The sequence below is a fragment of the Ensifer sp. EB106-05-01-XG146 genome, from assembly GCF_058791875.1.
This window is the reverse complement of the sequence record NZ_JBYTDX010000001.1, coordinates 977,056-997,497: the sequence shown is the minus strand read 5'-3', so window position 1 is coordinate 997,497 and position 20,442 is coordinate 977,056. Positions and strand designations below refer to the sequence as shown.

At 62.2% G+C, this 20,442-nt stretch carries 24 protein-coding genes and 1 tRNA gene; 8 read left to right on the top strand and 17 right to left on the bottom strand.

Annotation, left to right across the window (positions count from 1 at the left end; translation table 11 throughout):
• Positions 1-2: 2 nt before the first annotated feature.
• A complete protein-coding gene (locus AC3WVQ_RS04790) occupies positions 3-1,196 on the top strand; it encodes a glycosyltransferase (protein ID WP_492382610.1) in 1,194 nt (397 codons plus the stop codon).
• Positions 1,197-1,290: 94 nt separating this feature from the next.
• Here AC3WVQ_RS04790 and AC3WVQ_RS04785 read toward each other — a convergent pair whose 3' ends face one another.
• Complete coding sequence (locus AC3WVQ_RS04785; protein ID WP_034803714.1) at positions 1,291-1,584, bottom strand: hypothetical protein; 294 nt, start codon at positions 1,582-1,584, stop codon at positions 1,291-1,293.
• A 334-nt stretch (positions 1,585-1,918) separates the two neighbouring features.
• Positions 1,919-1,995, bottom strand: a tRNA-Pro gene (locus AC3WVQ_RS04780).
• A gap of 374 nt (positions 1,996-2,369) precedes the next feature.
• On the opposite strand from AC3WVQ_RS04780, the gene AC3WVQ_RS04775 reads away from it, so the two are divergent.
• Positions 2,370-2,534, top strand: coding sequence for a hypothetical protein (locus AC3WVQ_RS04775; RefSeq protein WP_089043959.1), 165 nt, complete (start codon positions 2,370-2,372; stop codon positions 2,532-2,534).
• A 191-nt stretch (positions 2,535-2,725) separates the two neighbouring features.
• Here the strand turns inward: AC3WVQ_RS04775 and AC3WVQ_RS04770 are convergent, their stop codons facing one another.
• From AC3WVQ_RS04770 to AC3WVQ_RS04745, 6 genes are all read right to left on the bottom strand, one after another.
• Complete coding sequence (locus AC3WVQ_RS04770; RefSeq protein WP_060580887.1) at positions 2,726-3,262, bottom strand: MerR family transcriptional regulator; 537 nt, start codon at positions 3,260-3,262, stop codon at positions 2,726-2,728.
• A 139-nt stretch (positions 3,263-3,401) separates the two neighbouring features.
• Positions 3,402-3,740, bottom strand: coding sequence for an integration host factor subunit alpha (locus AC3WVQ_RS04765; RefSeq protein WP_034803721.1), 339 nt, complete (start codon positions 3,738-3,740; stop codon positions 3,402-3,404).
• Positions 3,741-3,832: 92 nt separating this feature from the next.
• Positions 3,833-4,804 (bottom strand): beta-ketoacyl-ACP synthase III, encoded by a 972-nt coding sequence (locus AC3WVQ_RS04760; RefSeq protein ID WP_090294554.1) that lies wholly within the window; start codon positions 4,802-4,804, stop codon positions 3,833-3,835.
• A gap of 4 nt (positions 4,805-4,808) precedes the next feature.
• Entirely contained in the window at positions 4,809-5,867 is a 1,059-nt protein-coding gene (gene plsX / locus AC3WVQ_RS04755) for a phosphate acyltransferase PlsX (protein WP_034804255.1), read from the bottom strand.
• A gap of 202 nt (positions 5,868-6,069) precedes the next feature.
• Complete coding sequence (locus AC3WVQ_RS04750; protein WP_034803727.1) at positions 6,070-6,621, bottom strand: YceD family protein; 552 nt, start codon at positions 6,619-6,621, stop codon at positions 6,070-6,072.
• Positions 6,622-6,709: 88 nt separating this feature from the next.
• Positions 6,710-7,249, bottom strand: a complete 540-nt coding sequence (locus tag AC3WVQ_RS04745) for a ubiquinol-cytochrome C chaperone family protein (RefSeq protein WP_034803730.1) — start codon at positions 7,247-7,249, stop codon at positions 6,710-6,712.
• Positions 7,250-7,387: 138 nt separating this feature from the next.
• Between AC3WVQ_RS04745 and AC3WVQ_RS04740 the strand changes: the two genes are divergently transcribed.
• Positions 7,388-7,894: an outer membrane protein assembly factor BamE gene (locus tag AC3WVQ_RS04740; RefSeq protein ID WP_034804258.1), complete on the top strand. Its 507-nt coding sequence runs from the start codon at positions 7,388-7,390 to the stop codon at positions 7,892-7,894.
• Positions 7,895-7,964: 70 nt separating this feature from the next.
• On the opposite strand, the gene AC3WVQ_RS04735 is transcribed toward AC3WVQ_RS04740, so the two are convergent.
• The 4 genes from AC3WVQ_RS04735 to ribH all read right to left on the bottom strand — a co-directional run bounded on the left by AC3WVQ_RS04735 (position 7,965) and on the right by ribH (position 12,471).
• On the bottom strand, positions 7,965-10,100 hold the full coding sequence (locus AC3WVQ_RS04735) for a sodium-translocating pyrophosphatase (protein WP_090294555.1): 2,136 nt from the start codon (positions 10,098-10,100) through the stop codon (positions 7,965-7,967).
• 195 nt (positions 10,101-10,295) lie between these two features.
• The gene (locus AC3WVQ_RS04730) at positions 10,296-11,525 is read right to left on the bottom strand and encodes an MFS transporter (protein ID WP_060529814.1); all 1,230 of its coding nucleotides are present in this window, start codon (positions 11,523-11,525) and stop codon (positions 10,296-10,298) included.
• Between the two features lie 5 nt (positions 11,526-11,530).
• Positions 11,531-12,013: a transcription antitermination factor NusB gene (nusB, locus tag AC3WVQ_RS04725; protein WP_034803740.1), complete on the bottom strand. Its 483-nt coding sequence runs from the start codon at positions 12,011-12,013 to the stop codon at positions 11,531-11,533.
• Positions 12,010-12,471: a 6,7-dimethyl-8-ribityllumazine synthase gene (gene ribH, locus AC3WVQ_RS04720; RefSeq protein ID WP_034803742.1), complete on the bottom strand. Its 462-nt coding sequence runs from the start codon at positions 12,469-12,471 to the stop codon at positions 12,010-12,012. The genes nusB and ribH overlap by 4 nt, the downstream gene beginning before the upstream one ends.
• Positions 12,472-12,701: 230 nt before the next feature.
• On the opposite strand from ribH, the gene AC3WVQ_RS04715 reads away from it, so the two are divergent.
• From AC3WVQ_RS04715 to AC3WVQ_RS04695, 5 genes are all read left to right on the top strand, one after another.
• Positions 12,702-13,184 carry an HAD family hydrolase gene (locus tag AC3WVQ_RS04715; RefSeq protein ID WP_246807057.1) on the top strand — a complete coding sequence of 161 codons (483 nt, stop codon included), beginning with the start codon at positions 12,702-12,704 and terminating at the stop codon, positions 13,182-13,184.
• Positions 13,109-13,393, top strand: coding sequence for an HAD-IA family hydrolase (locus AC3WVQ_RS04710; protein ID WP_338082096.1), 285 nt, complete (start codon positions 13,109-13,111; stop codon positions 13,391-13,393). The genes AC3WVQ_RS04715 and AC3WVQ_RS04710 overlap by 76 nt, the downstream gene beginning before the upstream one ends.
• Positions 13,394-13,584: 191 nt before the next feature.
• Positions 13,585-14,085, top strand: a complete 501-nt coding sequence (locus AC3WVQ_RS04705) for a cupin domain-containing protein (RefSeq protein ID WP_090294558.1) — start codon at positions 13,585-13,587, stop codon at positions 14,083-14,085.
• Between the two features lie 24 nt (positions 14,086-14,109).
• Positions 14,110-14,685: a GNAT family N-acetyltransferase gene (locus AC3WVQ_RS04700; protein WP_089043957.1), complete on the top strand. Its 576-nt coding sequence runs from the start codon at positions 14,110-14,112 to the stop codon at positions 14,683-14,685.
• Between the two features lie 282 nt (positions 14,686-14,967).
• Complete coding sequence (locus AC3WVQ_RS04695; protein WP_060522165.1) at positions 14,968-15,318, top strand: hypothetical protein; 351 nt, start codon at positions 14,968-14,970, stop codon at positions 15,316-15,318.
• A 74-nt stretch (positions 15,319-15,392) separates the two neighbouring features.
• Here AC3WVQ_RS04695 and AC3WVQ_RS04690 read toward each other — a convergent pair whose 3' ends face one another.
• The 5 genes from AC3WVQ_RS04690 to AC3WVQ_RS04670 form a co-directional block, all read right to left on the bottom strand.
• Positions 15,393-16,013 carry a riboflavin synthase gene (locus AC3WVQ_RS04690; RefSeq protein WP_060522164.1) on the bottom strand — a complete coding sequence of 207 codons (621 nt, stop codon included), beginning with the start codon at positions 16,011-16,013 and terminating at the stop codon, positions 15,393-15,395.
• Positions 16,013-17,122, bottom strand: a complete 1,110-nt coding sequence (gene ribD / locus AC3WVQ_RS04685) for a bifunctional diaminohydroxyphosphoribosylaminopyrimidine deaminase/5-amino-6-(5-phosphoribosylamino)uracil reductase RibD (RefSeq protein WP_090294560.1) — start codon at positions 17,120-17,122, stop codon at positions 16,013-16,015. The genes AC3WVQ_RS04690 and ribD overlap by 1 nt, the downstream gene beginning before the upstream one ends.
• Positions 17,123-17,140: 18 nt before the next feature.
• Positions 17,141-17,614, bottom strand: coding sequence for a transcriptional regulator NrdR (nrdR, locus tag AC3WVQ_RS04680; RefSeq protein WP_034803756.1), 474 nt, complete (start codon positions 17,612-17,614; stop codon positions 17,141-17,143).
• A gap of 10 nt (positions 17,615-17,624) precedes the next feature.
• On the bottom strand, positions 17,625-18,920 hold the full coding sequence (glyA, locus tag AC3WVQ_RS04675; protein WP_034803759.1) for a serine hydroxymethyltransferase: 1,296 nt from the start codon (positions 18,918-18,920) through the stop codon (positions 17,625-17,627).
• Positions 18,921-19,104: 184 nt separating this feature from the next.
• On the bottom strand, positions 19,105-20,433 hold the full coding sequence (locus AC3WVQ_RS04670) for a L,D-transpeptidase family protein (protein WP_034803761.1): 1,329 nt from the start codon (positions 20,431-20,433) through the stop codon (positions 19,105-19,107).
• Between the last annotated feature and the right edge of the window lie 9 nt (positions 20,434-20,442).

Here is a 20,442-nt window from a genome sequence, read left to right as displayed (position 1 = left end):
CCATGGAACATGTGGTTCCGCGCCGGTCGCCGGCCCCTCCCCTCAAGCTCCTGCAGGTGCTGGAGCCGAGTGGCGGCGGCTCGGGCCGGCACTTTCTCGATCTGTGCCGCGGCATGCACAAGCGCGGGCATCACGTCGAGGCCGTCTATTCGCCAGTGCGCGCCGAGGAAGGTTTCGTTCGTGAACTGAAGGCAATCGGCCTGCCGGCCGTACACGCCGTCAACATGAAGCGCGCACCCGGACCGTCTGACTTCGGCTACTTTCTCGAACTCCGCCGCATCATGCGGGCCAACGTTTTCGACATCATCCATGGCCACAGTTCCAAGGCCGGTGCGTTGACACGCCTGCGGCTGCCTGGTTCTCATGTTCCGCGGATCTACACGCCCCACGCCTTTCGCACACTGGACCCGACGCTCGGCCGTGGTGGACGGTTGATCTACGGCACGATCGAATGGGCGCTGGCCCGTTTCTTTACCGATCAACTGATCTGCGTTTCCGACGACGAGTTCCACCATGCGCTCTCGCTGCATATGCCCGAGAAGCGCATGTCGGTGATCGTCAACGGCGTGGCACCGCCCTCATGCGAAATGGCGCAGACGCTGCGCGCGAGCTTCGGGATCGCGCCGGACGCTTTCGTCTTCGGCTTCGTTGGACGACTTTCCGTACAGAAGGCGCCGGAACGGCTGATCGCAGCGTTCAAGAGTGTCGCCGCTTCCGTCAGAAACAACCACCTGGTCATGGTCGGCAGCGGCGAGCTCGAAGGTGACCTTCGCAAGGCGATCGCCGAAAGCGGACTGCAGAACCGCATGCATCTCACCTCTGCCTTTACCGGCCCGCAAGCCGTTCCCGCTTTCGACCTCCTGGTGATGCCAAGCCGCTACGAGGCCATGTCCTATGTGATGCTCGAAGGGGCCGCCGCCGGCAAGGCGATCATCGCAACCGACATCGGTGGCGCGCGCACGGTGATCGAGGACGGGCGGAACGGTTACATCCTGCCCAATAGCGACGACACGTCCGCGCTCGCCAAGACCATGATCCAGGCGGCGGATCCCGAACGCTTCAAGGCCCTGTCGGCTAGCGCCGAAAACCTGAAGGACCGCTTTACGCTCGCCGTCATGCTCGATCGCACAGAGGCCCTCTACCAGAAGGCGGCCTCAAAGCGGCAGACGGTCGACCTGCTCCAGTCAACCAGGTAGCGCAGAAAGAACGGCGTGATTGCCGCGCTGTATTCTCGGGAAACAAAAAAGAGGCCCTGCTGAAGGACCTCTTTTGCTGCGTTTGCAGGATCGCTTAAGGCGTCGACCCTTCTGCGCCCGAACCGCCACCGGTATCGGGATTTGAACTCGGCGCCCCGGTATCACCGTTGGCGTTTGCGGTGCCGGTATCAGGGTTGGAGCTCGGAGCACCGGTGTCCGGGTTGGAACTCGCTGTACCCGTATCGCCCGGCGAGCCGGTGGGCTGGCCCGGAACGAGGATGACGGCGTCGTCTGCACGGGCAGTGCCGGACGCCGAGATGAGCGGCATCGCCGTCAGGGCCGAAAGCCCGAGCAACGACGCGGCAAAAATCTTCGAAAACGTCTTCATTACATTTCCTCCTTTGGCAGACAGACGCCCGCCATGAGGCCATTCCATCACTTTCGCGAGGACGGCGATCGACCCCAGCCGCGTGGACCATCGCACCGGAACGAGGCATTTTAGCGATTTCCGATGGGCGATAAATTTTGTCAGGCGCAAGCGACAAAACCGCATCCGATCTCGGAGCAGACACGGTGGGCCAAAGCGAAACAATCAGCAGGCGTTTGAGATTTTTGCCGGGGCAATGGGTGCCCGAATGCGCGATTTTACGCGTGGAACTGCTGGCTACCGCCAGCCGCCAATTGCGGTAGCGCTGCTGTATGACTGAAATCAAAGAGGAAAATGGTCGGAGCGGCGGGATTCGAACCCACGACCCCTTGACCCCCAGTCAAGTGCGCTACCGGGCTGCGCTACGCTCCGAACCGAGGAAACCCCTATATAACCAACGCTTAGAGCGCAAGCGGGAAAATGCGGCCTGGATCGAAAAAGGAACAAACGGCGTGGAAAAGTATGTTTGGGAACCGAAAGTCCAACGGGACTTTCCGGAAACTCACAGCATGGCGTCGCGCCTGTGATGCGACCGTGGAGCGCCACTGGGTGTCTGCAAGTTCCGATGCTGCTTGACGAGGAAATCACCGACCGCTCGTCCGTCTACCGAACCTTCACCAAAACGAGATCCCGTCGCTCGAAACTTGCTGCCTAACGCAACGTGAGCTTGCCATCATGGATGATTTGAGGGACAGTTTGATACTGGCCCTTGAGGCCTGGAGCGTCTCCCCTTCTAGGAGAAAACCATGCCTCTTAAGTCCCTTATGGCCCTCACCGCGCTTGCGCTTCTCACGCTCTCCGGCTGTGCGACCTCCGGTTCGACCAACACGACCTATGCGCAGTGGACCGGCCCCTACCCGGAGCCCGACGTCTCCGCGGCGAGCCCCGGCGGCTTCCGGATCTCCTACTGACGCCTTTCAATCCTTGCTGGAATAGTCGCGCGGGCGCCCTGCGGACGGACGCGCATATGCCCCCCGTCGGCGGGCACCCCGCCGACGGCACCATCTTGGCAATCGTGTAAAAGGTGTCTGTGGAGGCAACCGCATTCGGCAGACGTTCGGCCGTGCGGAACCGGTCTTGATAATCGCCTGAAATGGCTTTCTCAGCGCACCTGGTCGAGAAGCCGCTTGCATTCCAGGAGGTCGTAGAGCGCCTCCTGAAGCAGGGCGCGATCTTCCTTGCCAACGGACGAGGATTTTCCGAGCGAGATCTCCGGCACGTCGTCGCTGTTGCCGCCGAAGGAGAAGAAACGGCGGCTCGCCGGCGCCTTGGCGCGGCCGACGATCTGATCCTCCTCGGAAAGACCAGCCTTCGGCGGTGCCGGCTCCTCGTTGCTGGAGGCTGCCAGCGCCTCGACGGTCGCGAGATCGCCGCTTGCAATCGCCGCGACGAACTTGTTGCCGTTGGTCTTCAGGAGCTTCTGCACGCCCTTGATCGTATAGCCGTGATCATAGAGCAGATGCCGGATACCCTTCAGAAGGTCGACATCCTCCGGCCGGTAGTACCGCCGGCCCCCGCCGCGCTTCATCGGCTTGATTTGCTGGAAGCGGGTTTCCCAGAAACGCAGGACATGCTGCGGCAGATCGAGATCGTCAGCGACCTCGCTGATGGTGCGAAAAGCGTCCGGGCTCTTTTCCATATCGTTCCCAATCCATGCCGTGCGACTCAGGCTCGAAAGCCGTAGTGAGCCGATACCGCGCCAATGATGGCACGAATCGGCTCCATTTCAACGGCTTATGGATGGGTTTTCAACCACATTTGTGGCTGTCGTCAGGCGTTCACGAAACGGGAGATACCGGTTTCTGCTTGGCCCTGCGGCCCAGATGCGCCTTCAGGACGCGCTGCTTCAAGACATTCGACGCCTTGAAGGTCATCACGCGCCGGGGCGAAATCGGCACTTCCTCGCCGGTTTTCGGGTTTCGCCCGATGCGTTCGTTCTTGTCGCGGACCTGGAAGGTCGCGAAAGAGGACAGCTTCACACTCTCGCCACGCACGATTGCGTTGCATATTTCGTCAATGACGGTTTCCACCAATTCGGCAGACTCTGTCCTCGACAGACCCACCTTGCGAAAAACCGACTCAGCCAAGTCCGCCCGTGTTACTGTTTTTCCGCTCATCTTCCCCCACCAACGTCTGGTACGCCGATCAGCGTCCGAAGACTATTGCCCTTGCCTTTTGCGGTCAAGCGTCTGTTGCTTAAGCAATTTCTTTACCAGCGGAGAAGCACGGAGCCCCAGGTGAAGCCGCCGCCCATGGCCTCGAGCAGGACGAGGTCGCCCTTCTTGATCCGGCCGTCGCCCGCCGCCGCATTCAACGCCAGCGGAATGGAGGCTGCGGAGGTGTTGCCATGGAGATCGACCGTGACCACAACCTTATCGAGAGGGATGCCGAGCTTCTTGGCGGAGCCGTCGATGATGCGCCGGTTGGCCTGGTGCGGCACCAGCCAATCCAGATCTTCGGCCGTCGTCCCGGTCGCCTCGAAGGCAGCCTCGATCACATCGGTGATCATGCCGACCGCGTGCTTGAAGACTTCGCGGCCTTCCATCTTCAGATGGCCGACCGTCCCAGTGGTCGAAGGGCCGCCATCCACATAGAGCTTGTCGCGATGTGCGCCGTCGGAGCGAAGCTTCGCCGTCAGCACGCCCCGGTCGGCAATGGTGCCCTCGCCTTCCTGGGCTTCCAGGATGATGGCGCCGGCGCCGTCACCGAAGAGCACGCAGGTCGTGCGGTCGTTCCAGTCGAGGATACGCGAGAAGGTCTCCGCGCCGATCACCAGCACGCGCTTGGCAAGCCCACCGCGGATATAGGCATCCGCCGTGGTAACCGCGTAGACGAAGCCCGAGCAGACCGCCTGCATGTCGAAGGCCGCGCCATGGCGCATACCGAGGCGGTCCTGGATGTTGACAGCTGTTGCCGGAAACGTGTTGTCGGGAGTGGAGGTCGCCAGGATGATCAGGTCGATATCATCAGGGGTAAGCCCAGCATTGGCGAGCGCAGCACGCGCGGCACCTTCGCCGAGCGAAGCTGTGGTTTCGCCCTCGCCGGCGATGTAGCGCTGCCGGATGCCGGTGCGCTGCACGATCCACTCATCGGACGTATCGACCTTGGATTCCAGCTCCTGATTGGTGACCACGCGCTTCGGCAAAGCTGCGCCGAAACCGCGAACGACGGAACGGATCATCTATTCAAACCTCATCATTCATGCCGGCGGAAAGGGCCTTGGGCGGTTCGCCGCCATGGTACTTCGCCAGATCGAGCTCGATCTTCGACTTCAGGCCATTCTTCACCATGTCGTAGCCGACATCGATCGCGGCTGCAAAACCCTCGGCATCTGCACCACCATGGCTCTTGATCACGACGCCATTGAGGCCGAGGAACACGCCGCCATTGACCTTCCTCGGGTCCATCTTCTCCCGCAGGCGGTCGAATGCGCCCTTGGCCAGGATGTAGCCGATCTTGGCAAGAAGCGTGCGCGACATCGCCGCGCGCAGATATTCGGCGATCTGGCGCGCGGTGCCTTCGGCGGCCTTGAGTGCGATGTTGCCGGAAAAACCTTCCGTGACGACGACGTCGACGGTCCCGCGACCGATGTCGTCGCCCTCGACGAAGCCGTAATAGTCGAAGCCGTCGATGTTGGCCTCACGGATCAGGCGGCCGGCTTCCTTGACCTCTTCCTGTCCCTTGATTTCCTCGACGCCGACATTCAGCAGCCCGACCATCGGCCGCTCGATCTCGAACAGCGCCCGTGCCATGGCGCCGCCCATCAGCGCGAAATCCATCAATTGCTGCGCGTCCGCGCCGATCGTCGCGCCGACATCAAGCACGATGCTCTCGCCTTTCAGCGTCGGCCAGATGGCGGCGATCGCCGGCCGTTGAATTCCCTGCATGGTGCGCAGACAGAAGACCGACATGGCCATCAGCGCGCCGGTATTGCCGGCGGAAACGACGACATCTGCCTCGCCGGCATTGATCGCGTCGATCGCTTTCCACATGCTCGACTTGCCGCGGCCGCGGCGAAGCGCCTGGCTCGGCTTCTCGTCCATGGCGACTGCAATCTCGCAGTCGTAAAAGGTGCTGTTGGCCTTCAGCTTCGGATGTTTTTCAAGGAGGCCCGCGCACTGCGCTTCGATGCCGAACAAAACGAACTTGATGTCCGGATGACGTTCAAGCGCCCTTGCGGCGCCGGGGATGACGACTTCAGGACCATAGTCGCCCCCCATCACGTCAAGTGAAATTCTGACCACGCGTGTCTTATCCTTCATTTCTGCCACACAACACGTGCCGCCGCGGCGTACTCAACGGAAACGCATTGACGAAACATATTGCTTCTGACGCTTGAGCCAAGCACGCGGCAGATCGCTTTAGCGGCTCTTCTGGCCGGTTTGGGGCCAAAATACTGCTTTTCCTTTGCGTGACAACCGAATTGTAGATGACGCTTTCGCGACCTCAGTCCTTTTTCCAGTCCTTCAGGACCGCAAAGGGGTTCGGCTTCTTGTCATCGGCAGATGTGCTCTCGATGCGCTCGCCGAACGTCACGCCGGGCTTACGGGGATAAGGCTCGATCGCGAGTGCAACCTGCTCGCTGACGACGACGCCGGCGTCGATGGTGTCGCCGATAAAGGTATCGGGAATATCGGGGCCGTCAGGGTCGAGAATCATCTCGCCGCCGTCATTGCTCGCCTGGCGGGCAAGCCGCGAGCCCTCGGGCACGAAGATCGCTTCGACCGGTTCGTCGATATCGGCTTCGACCGGCTCAAGAGTGACAACACAGCTCTGCACGACGCGGGCCCTGACGTCGCCCTTGATCTTCACGCCATCCTTCTTCCAGCGCGCGATCTGCAGGTCGGCTTCGAGCGACAGAACCTCGTTGATGTTCCAAAGCGCGGCAAGCGCCTTGCGCTCGCGCTCGTTGGCGGAGAGATGCACGCTGACCGCGTTCGCCGAAATGTGCCCTACTTTCACCGGATAAGAAAAGGCCGCCTGACTTTCGTCTTTCATGATTGGATCCTTCCTCGCGCGGGCTACCTGGCACCCATCGCGAACGCAGCCGCCAACCGGCTGCCGGTGGCGACGCTCTTGTTTTCTATTACGCCCCAGCCGGCGGAATGTGCAACTGGCCGATTTCGACGGCGTCTTCCGCGACGTCGACGAGCTGGGCCTCAACCGCCAGCAGATAGCCAGCGAGCGCAACCATCGAAGGCGCCGCGTCGCCGCCATCAGGGTGGAAGTTGCGCCTGAGCGCTGCCGCCAGGGCCTCGACGTCCCTTGCTTCCAGCGCCGCCGCATAGGATTCGAGTCGACCGTAATACATGCCGGCCAACTTCTTCATCTTCTTCGGCACGCCGGCATCGCCGACACCGAGCTCGCGGATCGAGTGATCCACATCCTCGAAGAAGGCATCGATGATCTCCTGGGCGATTTCCTGGCCAGGCCTTGCCGAAGCACGTGTGCGGCGGAAATAGAGGATCAGCGTCGCCGATAGCATCTCGAACCGGCCCATGACCGTGTCCGGAACATCGAGGTCGGTGTAAAGGTAGGGCTGGCGTGCCGCCGCCGTCAGCAATGCATATTGCCGCTCGACAATCGCGGTGTTGCCACTTTTTCTTTTAAACAGTCCAAAAATCATCACAAAGCTCGGGCTTGGCTTTCTCGAAATGCGCGCAAGCGCCCATGACGTTGTTGCATGACAGCCGAAGCTGGTTTACCGAAGCAGGCACGAATTGCAATGGCGGATCTGCCATCGTTTCTCCAAGGGGAGCTGTCGTTGACGAAGCGGTATTTGAGAAAAAACTTTAAGACCCTCGGCCGCGTGGCGGTCGTAGCCACCATCGCCGGTTTTACCCTTTCCGCCTGCCAGTCCGCCAATGTCGGTGAAGTTCTCCATCAGGGCTATGTGGTTGATCAGGAAACGCTAAACCTCGTTCCGGTCGGTTCCAGCCGCGAGCAGGTGCTGCTCTCGCTCGGCACGCCGTCGACGACCGCGACCTTCGACAACGAAGTGTTCTACTACATCTCGCAGACGCGCAAGCGCCCTGTCGCCTTCATGAAGCCCAAGCTGATCGACCAATCGATCCTGGCCGTCTATTTCGACAAGGAAGGCACCGTCAGCCAGCTGGCTCACTATACGCTGAAGGACGGCAAGGTCTTCGACATGCTGACACGCACGACGCCGACAGGTGGCAAGGAAACGAGCTTCCTCGGCCAGCTGCTGACGGGCCCCGGCGCCGGTCAGGCCGCGGCGCGCAGCCTGTTCAAGGACTTCGGCAACTAAGCCTCCCCATTCCAAACAAAAGGCCCGCGGAACGATGTTCCGCGGGCCTTTTGTTTGCGCATCGATGCGATCAGGCGAGGACGGCCAGAAGCAAGAGCGCCACGATGTTGGTGATCTTGATCGCCGGGTTCACAGCCGGCCCGGCCGTGTCCTTATAGGGGTCGCCGACGGTGTCGCCGGTTACCGACGCCTTGTGGGCCTCGGAGCCCTTCAGATGGCGTTCGCCATTCTTGTCGACAAACCCGTCCTCGAAGCTCTTCTTGGCGTTGTCCCAGGCACCGCCGCCCGAGGTCATCGAGATCGCCACGAAGAGGCCGTTGACGATGACACCGAGCAGAGAGGCACCGAGAGCCGCGAAAGCCGAAGCCTTCGAGCCCGAGAGCAGCAGCACGCCGAAATAGACGACAATCGGCGCCAACACCGGGAGCAGCGAAGGAATGACCATTTCGCGGATCGCCGCTTTTGTCAGAAGGTCGACGGCGCGGCCATAGTCCGGCCGTTCGGTCCCCTGCATGATGCCGGGCTTCTCGCGGAACTGGCGGCGAACCTCCTCGACGATCGACCCGGCCGCACGGCCGACCGCAGTCATCGCGATACCGCCGAAGAGGTAGGGAATGAGACCGCCGAAGATCAGCCCCGCGACCACGTAAGGGTTGGAGAGATCGAAGGAGATCTGCCCGACATCGGCGAAGTACGGATACTTGTCGCCGTTGGCGACAAAGTAGCTGAGGTCGTTCGAGTAGGCGGCAAAGAGCACCAGCGCACCGAGACCGGCCGAGCCGATCGCGTAGCCCTTGGTGACGGCCTTGGTGGTGTTGCCGACGGCGTCGAGCGCGTCGGTGGATTTACGCACTTCCGGCGGCAGATGCGACATTTCCGCGATGCCGCCGGCATTGTCGGTGACCGGACCGAAGGCGTCGAGCGCCACGATCATGCCGGCAAGGCCAAGCATGGCGGTGACGGCGATGCCAGTGCCGAAGAGGCCGGCAAGCTGGTAGGTCGCTATGATGCCGCCGACGATGACTATCGCCGGCAAAGCCGTCGATTCCAGCGAGACGGCCAGGCCCTGGATCACGTTGGTGCCGTGACCGGTCACCGACGCCTGGGCGATCGAGTTGACCGGCCGCTTGTTGGTGCCGGTATAGTATTCCGTGATCACCACGATCAGGGCCGTTACGATCAGGCCGAGAATACCGCAGAGGAACAGATTCCAGCCGGTGATCTCCTTGCCGGCGACGGTGCCGATCGTGCCCCAGCCGATGGTGAAGGACGTGGCGGCGCCGAGACCGAGGATCGACAGGACACCGGTCACGATCAAGCCCCTGTAGAGCGCACCCATGATCGAGTTGTTGGACCCGAGCTTCACGAAGAAGGTGCCGACGATCGAGGTGATGATGCAAGCCGCGCAGATGGCGAGCGGATAGACCATGACGGTCGCAAGCACAGGCGTGCCGGCAAAGAAGATCGCCGCCAGAACCATGGTCGCCACGACCGAGACCGCATAGGTCTCGAACAGGTCGGCTGCCATGCCGGCGCAGTCGCCGACATTGTCGCCGACGTTGTCGGCGATGGTTGCCGGGTTGCGCGGATCATCCTCGGGAATGCCGGCTTCGACCTTGCCGACGAGGTCGCCGCCGACGTCGGCACCCTTGGTAAAGATGCCACCGCCGAGACGGGCGAAGATCGAAATCAGCGATGCGCCGAAGCCGAGCGACACCAGTGCGTCGATGACTTCGCGCGAGGCGGGCTCATGACCCAGGCCGGCCGTGAGGACGACGTAGTAGACCGAGACGCCAAGGAGTGCGAGGCCGGCCACAAGAAGGCCGGTGATCGCGCCGGATTTGAATGCGATATCGAGACCGGAGGCGAGGCTCACGGACGCCGCCTGGGCAGTGCGGACGTTTGCCCGGACCGAAACATGCATGCCGATGAAACCCGCGGCACCCGAAAGGATCGCACCAATCAGAAAGCCGAAAGCGGCGGCGGGAGAAAGAAGAACCCAAGCGGCGATGAATACGACGACGCCGACAATGGCAATGGTCTTGTATTGACGCGTGAGATAGGCCTGCGCCCCTTCACGAATGTAGCCTGCGATTTCTTGCATGCGGGCGTTCCCCTGGTCGGCGGCAAGCACCGACTGTGTTGCCCAGATGGCATAAGCCACCGCGAGCAACCCGCATGCGATAACGCCCAATAAAATGGTCATTTCGCATTACCCTCCGTTACAACCCGCGGACTCACTCCCGGCCGCAGGCCCCTCAAAACCGCGAATCACGCACCACCTCCTCAAGCAGCACCCCTCACGGCGCGGCCAGAGTGCGGTTGCAACAGGAGATCGTCAAGCCCCGAGAAACGCCACTGGCGGCGCCTCGTTCGCTTTAGATTTCAGGGGAATGGAGCGTTAGGCGGCGGCCTTGCGCGGCGCCCGCTTCAGAAGCAGCAGGAGGATAAGGCAGACGATCGTTACCGGCCACACGACCGCGTTCAGCATGTCCCAGCCATAGGCGGTTAGCACCTTGCCCGAGGCAAACGACGACAGTGCCACCGTGGTGAACAGGATGATGTCGTGGAAGGCCTGAACCTTGTCGGCCTCCTGTGGGCGATAGCTGCTGGCAACGATCGCCGTCGAGCCGATGAAGCCGAAATTCCAGCCAAGGCCGAGCAATACGAGCGCGCCCCAGAAGTTCCAGAGCTCGATACCCATATGCGCAACCGCCGCGCAGGCCATCAGCAGAAGGAGGCCGCAGCCGACAATGCGCTCGGCGCCAAAGCGGCTGATTAGCATGCCGGTGACGAAGCTTGGCGCGAACATCGCCAGCACGTGCCACTGGATGCCGAGCGTGGCGAGTTCGGTCGAGAAGCCGCAGCCGATCACCATGGCGACCGGCGCCCCGGTCATCATGAAGGTCATCAGCGCGTAGCTGGAAATGCCGCAGATCATGCCGGTGGCGAAGCGTTGGCTGCGGACAATCTCGCCGAGGGGACGGACAGACTGATCGTGGTGGGCACTCACCATTGCGCCCGGCTCGGGCAGCCGCAGCGGCGCGAAAAACAGGGCTGCAACCAGGCAAATCGGCATCAGGACGACGAAAGCCCCGGCAAAGGAAACCGGCGCGAACAGGTCGCCAGCAAAAATGACGATCTGCGGACCGAGAACGGCCGAAACGATGCCGCCACCAAGGATCAGCGAGATTGCCTTGGGCTTGTAGAACGACGGCGAGGCGTCGGCGGCGGCGAACCGCAACTTCTGCGTAAAGCCGTTCGACGAGCCGAGCATCGCAAGGGCGAAGGCGAAAAGCCAGAAATTCTCGCGGAAGAGCGCGACGGCGGCGAGTGCTGCCCCGGCGGCCGCGATTGCGGTCCCGCTCATGAAGGCGAAGCGGCGGCCGATCAGGCGCGACAACACCGCAACCAGCACGACGCCGAGCGCCATGCCGACGTTAAAGGCGGTGAGCGGCGCGGTGGCCAGCGACTTGTCCTCCGCCAGCATCTGGTAGCCGGCGACACCGCCGACCGAAAAGCAGATGGGGCCGACGACGCCAAGAACGGCCTGTGCGGCTGTCAGGAGGTAAACGTTGCGGCGTGTTTCGCGAAGGGTGTTCCCCATGTCCTCAGCAGCAGCCGCAACCATCGACTTTACTTCCTCGGTTCGCCGCGGACCTGCTTGGCAATGCGGTCGAGAACGGCATTGACCAGCTTGGGCTCATCATCCGAGAAGAAAGCCTTGGCGATCTCGACATACTCCGTGACGATCACCGGAACCGGCACGTCCTTGCGCTCGAGCATCTCGAATGTGCCCGCGCGCAAGATGGCACGCACGGTGGAATCGAGGCGCGACAGAGCCCAGTCGTCCTGGAGGGCCGAGCCGATCAGCGGATCAAGCTTGCGCTGGTCGCGCACGACACCGGCGACAATCGACCGGAACCAGGAGGCGTCAGCCTTCAGGTAGGTGTCGCCGTCGACATCCTGTCCGAGGCGATGCGCTTCGTATTCAGCAACCACTTCGAGGACACCGGTGCCGCCGATGTCCATCTGATAGAGCGCCTGCACCGCAGCGAGGCGTGCTGCACCGCGCTGGTTGACCTGCTTCAGCGGTTGATCCGAGGGGGTTTTCGTCACTTTTCCGTGCCCAATTTCTTCTTAAGTTCAATCATGGTCAGTGCCGCACGCGCAGCAAAGCCACCCTTGTCGCCTTCCGACCGGCGGGCGCGCGCCCAGGCCTGATCGTCGTTCTCCACCGTCAGGATACCATTGCCGATCGCAAGGCTCTCGCTGACGGCGAGGTCCATGATCGCGCGCGAAGACTCGTTCGCGACGATGTCAAAATGGTAGGTTTCGCCGCGAATGACCATGCCAAGGGCCACGAAACCATCATATTCGGTGCCGCCCTCGTCGGCGCCGTCGAGTGCCATGGCAATCGCCGGCGGGATTTCGAGCGCACCCGGAACCGTCACGATATCATAGGTGGCCCCGGCTGCGTCCAGCGCATGCTTGGCGCCGTCGAGCAATGCATCGGCCATATCGTCATAGAAACGCGCTTCCACAATCAGGATGTGGGCTGCCGTGGTCTCTGCCATGGATCACCTGTCTTTGAGAGTTCCGCGCCGGATGCGACCGGCTGAGGCGGCGGTAAAACCACGCCCGGCGCCGAATGGCAAGCAAATTCCGCCGCAGACGGCCTTTTGCCGCGTTTACAGGGCCGCAACATGCGGCCGTTGCCGCTGCAAAAAGCCAGTGCCGTGGGTCTTGCGCGGCCGCGTTGCTGGTTCCAAGTTCGAAGCCGTCGATATCAAGCTGGATTTTTCGTATGCCCGAAATCGGTTCGACCAACATCGTCCTGCCCATGAAACCTCTTGGCGTCGTCTTCGACATGGACGGATTGCTCTTCGACACCGAAGCGCTCTACCGCGACGCGATGATCCAGACGGCGGCAGCGCTCGGTCACAACATGCCTGTCTCCCTTTATCTCGATACGATCGGGCTTTCGGCCGAGGCGACACGCGTGTCGCTGCGCGGTCGTTTCGGCGATGCCTTCGACCTCGCTCAGTTCTGGGAGCGTGCCTCGGCGCAATTTGCGACAATGGCAACGACCGAGCTGCGGCTGAAGCCTGGCGTCGTCGATCTCCTCGACCTGCTTGACGGCATGGGCCTGCCGTTTGCGATTGCCACCTCGTCACAACATCACGACGTCCAGCGCAATCTCGACCGGCACGGATTGCGCGACCGCTTCCCGACGGTCGTTGCCTTTGGCGACTACGATCATGGCAAGCCGCACCCGGCCCCTTCCTGACGGCTGCAAGTCGGCTCGGTATCGCGCCGCAGTATTGCCTCGCTCTCGAAGACAGCCACAACGGCGTGCGTTCGGCTTCGTCTGCCGGCATGATGACGGTCATGGTGCCCGATCTCCTGCCACCGACCGAAGAAATGAAAACCCTTTGCGTTGGGATCGCCAGGTGTCTTCACGAGGTCGCCACGGCGCTGATCGGCAGACGAACGTGACCGCGCAGCTCGGCGTTAAACCAACGCGCGATAGCGCCCATATGCTTTCGCCAATGGATTGCAACACTAGGATGTATTCCTGTAACCATCGTCGCTAATTTTAGCGATCGCAGGTTGACGACGGGACGAACGCGCGACACGGATAGAACGTATTAGCGTTGCCGCGACAACGGTACGCAAGGGAGGAACATGTGACCGATACGAAAAAGCCGATCGTTAATCCCAAAAACCTAGAACTCGACTACTGGACGCAAGGCACCTTTTTCGAATCCCGCGACGCCGCCTTCGGCGCGCTACTCGGCCTCAAGGATCTGGGCATCGGCTACGGTGAAGTACCGCCGGGCAAGTCCGGCTGCCCGTTCCACAATCATCACGTCGAAGAAGAACTTTTCATCATCATCGAAGGCGAAGGCACGTATCGCTTCGGCAGCGAGCGATATCCGGTCGGCCCCGGCGACATTCTGGGCGCCCCTGCGGGTGGACCGGAAACGGCCCACCACCTGATCAACACCGGCTCGGTGCCGCTCAAGTACCTTTCCATCTCGACCAAGGCGGCCACGGAAATCTGCGAGTATCCGGACTCCGGCAAATTCCTTGCCAGGACGCGTGGTTCTGATGGCCAAAGACGCTTCCTTTTCACCGGCCGTCCGGAAAGCGATGTCGACTACTGGGACGGCGAGCCCGGCGCCTGATTTCATCACAGCTTAGGATCGAATATGCATAGCGTTCCCATTATCGAGACCGACCGCCTCATCCTGCGCCCCTACCGCCGTGACGATTTCCCCGCCTATTCCGCGCTGTTCGGCGATGCCGAGGTGATCCGCTATGTCGGCGGGGTGCCGTTTACGCGCGAACAGTCCTGGACGCGATTCCTGCGCCAGGTCGGCATGTGGCACTATTTCGGCTTTGGCTTCTTTGCCATCCAGGACCGGGAGACCGGGGGTTTTCTCGGCGAGGCCGGCTTCCACGACGTGCACCGCGCCATCACGCCTTCGCTCGAAGGGACGATGGAAACCGGATGGGCATTGTCACCGAAAGCGCACGGCAAGGGGCTGGCGACGGAAGCCGTCAGTGCGGCGCTCAAGTGGGCCGACCACCAGTTTCCGAAGCTACGCAAGACCTGCATCATCGACGTCGGAAACCGCGCCTCGATCCGGGTCGCGGAGAAGCACGGCTTCAAGGAATTCTGGCGAACGACCTATCACGGCAACCACGTGATCATGTTCGAGCGCCAGCAGAAGGCAGCAGCTGCGACAGGCGACCCAAGGGCTCGCGCGCACGCCGAAACATGAACAATTTTTAATTGTTTTCCTGATGCCAGCGCCATGGAAAGGGCCACATTCCGGCCCAGTTTCCTAGTCGTTGGCACGACGCGCCCTCCCCAAGAAGGGAGCAAACGCCGACCAATCAGTCGAAACAGTCCAGCGCCTTTGCTTGCGGGTGACAACGCCCGCAAACGAACCCTGCTGGCCGCCGCAAAGGGCGGTCCTCACCGGCCCGGAAACCCGCAAGGTTCCGCGTTCCCGTAACGGGTCGGTTTGCGCCTTGTTGCCGGCAAACAAAGGAGCATGACCATGAACCGCATAGCCAAGCTTTCCGTCATCGCTGCTCTCTCCGCCTTTTCCTTCGGCGGCGTCTCCTATGCTGCGAGCGCAGCCATGAACTGGCCGGCCGAAATCGACCACACCGTTCGCGATTTCAAGGGCGATCATTTCAACGTCGTCGACGTGGATACGCTGAAGGAATCGAGCCAGACGCGCATGTGGATCAACGAAGCGACGCCGCAACAGATTTCGTCCCTGCACGCGGCCGTCGAAGGCAACAAGCCGCTTGCAGCCAAGCTCAAGGCGCAGAATGTCGAGATGAACAACATTGCCGGCGCCGAACAGGCAGCCGATGGCAGCCTGACCCTCTACGTGCGTTGAGTGTCAACACCTCCCGAAACCAGAACCGCCCCCCAATTGGGGGCGGTTTGCATTCGGCAAAAGAGGAAGTCGGCTTACTCCGGCTTTGGTGCCGGGAATTCGGCGAGGCGCGCCGCATAACGCGCCATGGTGTCCACCTCGAAGTTCACGAAATCGCCGGCCTTGCGCTCACCCCAGGTCGTGACCTCCAGCGAATGGCGGATCAGGAGCACGTCGAACTCGGCGCCGGCGACCTTGTTGACCGTCAGCGACGTGCCGTCGAGCGCGACCGATCCCTTCGGCGCGACGAATTTCGCCAGATGCTCAGGCGCCCGCAGACGAAAGCGCACAGCGTCGCCTTCCGCTTCCACCGACAGAATTTCCGCCTTGTCGTCGACATGGCCGGAAACCAGGTGGCCGCCGAGCTCGTCGCCGATCTTCAGCGAGCGCTCGAGATTGATGCGCGTTCCCTTGGTCCAGCCGGCGATCGTCGTCAGGCGGAGCGCCTCTTCCCAGGCCTCGACCTCGAACCAGCGCTCGTTGCTGCCGGCTTCAGGCAAAGCCGTCACCGTCAGGCAGACGCCGGAATGGGCGATCGAGGCACCCATGTCGATGGTCTTCGGGTCGTAGCTCGTGGCGACACGCAGCTTGATACCTTCTTTCAGCGGGGTGACGGCGTCGACGGTGCCGATATCGGTAACAATGCCTGTGAACATCAGTTTTCTCTTTCGTATTCCTCGAACAGATCGCCGCCATACCGTGCCTGGGCGACGCGCCGGAAGCCTGCCGGCACGGACTTACGGTCAAATGGGGATGCAATGCCGTTTTCGCCAATGGTCCCCGGTCCGGTGTAGAGCTGGATACGGTCGACCAGATCAGCATCGAGAAAGGCGCGTGCAGCCACAGCACCGCCTTCGACCATCAGCGAGGAGATACCGCGGGAAGCGAGTGCCGCAAGAAGGTCGGCGATCGAGCCGGCTTCGAGCACCTCGACACCGGCGGCCTCGAGGGCCGCCTTGCGTGCTGCTCGGCCGTCATCAACGTCCGCATCCGCATCGCCGGATCCGTCGCTGGAGACCACGATGACGGGGACCTCCCGCGCCGTTAACACCAGTTTGGAGGAAAGCGGCAGGTCGAGCCGGCGGTCGAGAACGATGCGCAACGGCGAGCGATGTTCGAGCCCCGGCAAGCGTACGGTCAGTTCCGGATCGTCAGCCGCAGCCGTGCCGATCCCGACCAGGATCGCGTCGGTCTCCGCGCGCAGCATCTGTACCTGCCCGCGCGAAATCGGACCGGTGATGCGCACTTGCCCCTCGCCCTTGCGGCCGATCATGCCATCGGCCGAAACCGCAAGCTTGAGAGTCACATAAGGTCTCTTGCTGACCTGGCGCATGAGGTAGGCTTCAAGCGCGTGATGCCCTTCCTCGGGGAGCACACCGATATCGACGGTGATGCCAGCATCGCGCAGGCGCACGACGCCACGCCCGGCAACCCGCACGTCCGGATCGAGGATCGAAATCACCACGCGGGATATGCCGGAGGCGACAAGTGCATCGGCGCAAGGCGGCGTCTTGCCGTGATGGGAGCAAGGCTCCAGCGTCACATAGGCCGTAGCACCCCTCGCCTTCGCACCGGCCTCCGTCAGTGCCTGGGTTTCGGCATGCGGGCGGCCGCTCCGCGCGGTTACGGCCCGGCCGACGATAACGCCGTCCTTGACGATCAGGCAGGCGACGGAGGGATTGGTGGATGTCTGTCCGAGATGGTGGCGAGCCAGCCTCAGCGCCGCGGCCATGAACCTCTCGTCTTCACGGTTGGGCGCTGTCATGGCTCTATCCAGCGTAATCTACTCGCCGGGATCGCGCGCGATCTTGGCGCTGATCTCGGTGATGACCTTCTCAAAATCCTCCGCATGGGAGAAATCGCGATAGACCGAAGCGTAGCGCACGAAGGCCACGTCATCGAGGCTCTTCAGCGCTTCGAGCACCTGCAGGCCGATTTCTTCCGAAGGGATCTCGGTCTCGCCGGAGCTTTCGAGGCGACGGACGATGCCGGAAACAGCCCGCTCGATGCGGTCGCGATCGACCGGGCGCTTGCGCAGCGCAATCTCGAAGGACCGGAGAAGCTTGTCCCGGTCGAAAGGAACCTTCCGACCGGTTTTCTTGATGATCATCAGTTCACGCAACTGCACCCGTTCGAAGGTCGTGAAACGACCTCCGCAATCCGGACAAATCCGGCGGCGGCGAATGGCATTCCCGTCCTCTGCCGGACGGGAATCCTTCACCTGACTGTCTTCAGAACCGCAATAGGGGCAGCGCATGGGCGACCGATCACATGTAGCCGTACATCGGGAAGCGGTCGGTCAGCTTGATGACCTTGTCGCGAACACCGGCTTCGACGGCGGCATTGCCCTCGTCGGAGTTGGCGACCTTCAGGCCGTCAAGAACCTCGACGATCCGCTCGCCGATTTCCTTGAACTCGGCTTCCTTGAAGCCACGGGTCGTGCCGGCGGGCGTGCCGAGACGGACACCCGAGGTGACGAAGGGCTTTTCAGGATCGAACGGAATGCCGTTCTTGTTGCAGGTGATGAAGGCACGGCCAAGGGCGGCTTCCGCGCGCTTGCCGGTTGCGTTCTTCTTGCGCAGGTCGACGAGCATCAGGTGGTTGTCCGTGCCGCCCGATACGATGTCGAGGCCGTTGGCCTTCAGCGTTTCGGCGAGCGTGCGGGCGTTCTTGACGACCTGAGCCGCATAGTCCTTGAACGACGGCTGCAGCGCTTCGCCGAGTGCCACGGCCTTGGCGGCGATGACGTGCATCAGCGGACCGCCCTGGAGACCCGGGAAGACGGCCGAGTTGATCTTCTTGGCGATATCTTCGTCGTTGGTCAGAATCATGCCGCCGCGCGGGCCGCGGAGCGACTTGTGCGTCGTCGTCGTTGCAACGTGGCAATGCGGGAACGGCGACGGATGCTGGCCACCGGCAACGAGACCGGCGATGTGCGCCATGTCGACCATCAGCCAGGCGCCGACTTCGTCTGCGATCTCGCGGAAGCGCTTCCAGTCCCAGATGCGCGAGTAAGCGGTGCCGCCGGCGATGATCAGCTTCGGCTTGTGCTTGCGCGCCTGCTCGGCGACGTTGTCCATGTCGAGCAGGTGATCGTCTTCACGCACGCCGTAGGAGACGACGTTGAACCACTTGCCGGACATGTTGACCGGCGAACCGTGCGTCAGGTGACCGCCCGAGTTGAGGTCGAGGCCCATGAAGGTGTCACCCGGCTGCAGGAGCGCCAGGAACACGGCCTGGTTCATCTGCGAACCGGAGTTCGGCTGAACGTTGGCGAAGTTGACGCCGAAGAGCTTCTTGGCGCGCTCGATCGCCAACTCCTCGGCGATGTCGACGAACTGGCAGCCGCCGTAGTAGCGCTTGCCCGGGTAGCCCTCGGCATATTTGTTGGTCATGATCGAGCCCTGGGCTTCGAGCACGGCGCGGGAAACGATGTTCTCGGAGGCGATCAGCTCGATCTCGTGGCGCTGGCGACCCAGCTCCTTTTCGATCGCACCGAAGATGTCCGGATCGCTGTCGGCCAGAGAGCGGGTGAAGAAGGCGTCATTCGTCTGTGCAGTCATCGGCGCGAGGCTCCTCTCAAGGGTGGCAGTTCTTTAGCTTCCTCGCACGGCGAGAGCAATATCCGCTGTGCGGTTTGCGTCATTTCCCCCATCTGCCGCGCCGAAATATCGCGGCGCTCAACCCATGAAAAAGCCGCGCTCCCAAGGGAAGCGCGGCTCGAAGAATTCCGTGTCGCAAATTCGCTTATTGCGGCAAGGCGTCCTGGTCGACCGAGCCGGGCGACTGCTCGACGCCATAGGGGGTCTGCAGCGCCAGTTCGGTGGCACCGTCGCGCTGATAGATATCGTCGCGGAACTGCACGACGCCGTCCTTGGCAGACCAGGCGGTGATGTAGGTGAAGAAAACAGGGACTTCCTCGGCGAGCGTGATCGGCGTGTTGACGCCGGTCTTGATGGTCGCCTCGATCTGCTGGCGCGACCAGCCGGGCGTTTCCTTCAGAAGCCAGGTCGAAAGGTCGCGCACGTTCTGTACGCGCACGCAGCCCGACGATTCGAAGCGCATCAGCTTGTTGAACAGGCCCTGCTGCGGCGTGTCGTGCATGTAGACCTGATGCTCGTTGTGGAAGTTGATCTTCGTCGACGACATCGCGTTGATCTTGCCCGGGTCTTGGCGGAACATCAGGTTCGGCGCTTTTTCGGCGTTCCAGTCGACCGTCTCCGGCGACACTTCGCCGCCGCTGCCATCAAACAGGCGGATCGAGTTGCGCGCCAGATAGGTCGGATCCTTACGCATCAGCGGCATGATATCCTTCTGGATGATCGAGCGCGGCGCGGTCCAGTAGGGGTTGAGGATGACCTCGTAAATCTTCGAGTTCAGGATCGGCGACTGGCGGTCGATCTTGCCGACGATCGCCGTGTGGCGCAGCGCCACGCGGCCGTTCTCGACCGCTTCGATGTAGGCCGCAGGGATGTTGACCATCACGTAGCGGCGGCCGAGGTCGCCGGACATCGACTGCAGGCGCACGAGGTTGGTCTGGAGCTGGCCGAGGCGGGTGTTGGCGTCGACGTTGATCGCCTTCAGCGTGTATTCGCCGATGACGCCGTCCGCCGGCAGGCCGTGGCGGGCCTGGAAGCGCTTGACCGCGCCTTCGACGTAGCTGTCGAAGGACGAGGAGATGCCGGCCGAACGCGGCAGGTCGCCGGAAACCATCAGGCGCTGGCGGAGCTGCTGCACGGACGGATCGGTGACGCCGAGTTCAAGCTTGACGCTGGTCTGGACCGACGGCCAGCCGCCCTGGGACACGATGTTCTGATAGTCGAAGATCGCCTGCTGCACATGGGCGATCGTTTCCGGGCCGAAAACCGGCGTGTTCGAAACGACCGTCGTCGCGGTGCGCGATGCCCCTTTCGCGTCAAACTGGTCGTCCCAGGAGCCACGGCGAGGCGAATTGATGATCTCGTTCAGGGCGTCCTGTGCGCTTGCCGCGCCGGCGACTGCCACGGCGCCGAAGGTCGCTGCCGAGCGCAAGAAGGCGCGGCGCGAGAATGCATCAATTCCATTCTTTTTCGACATAATCCTACC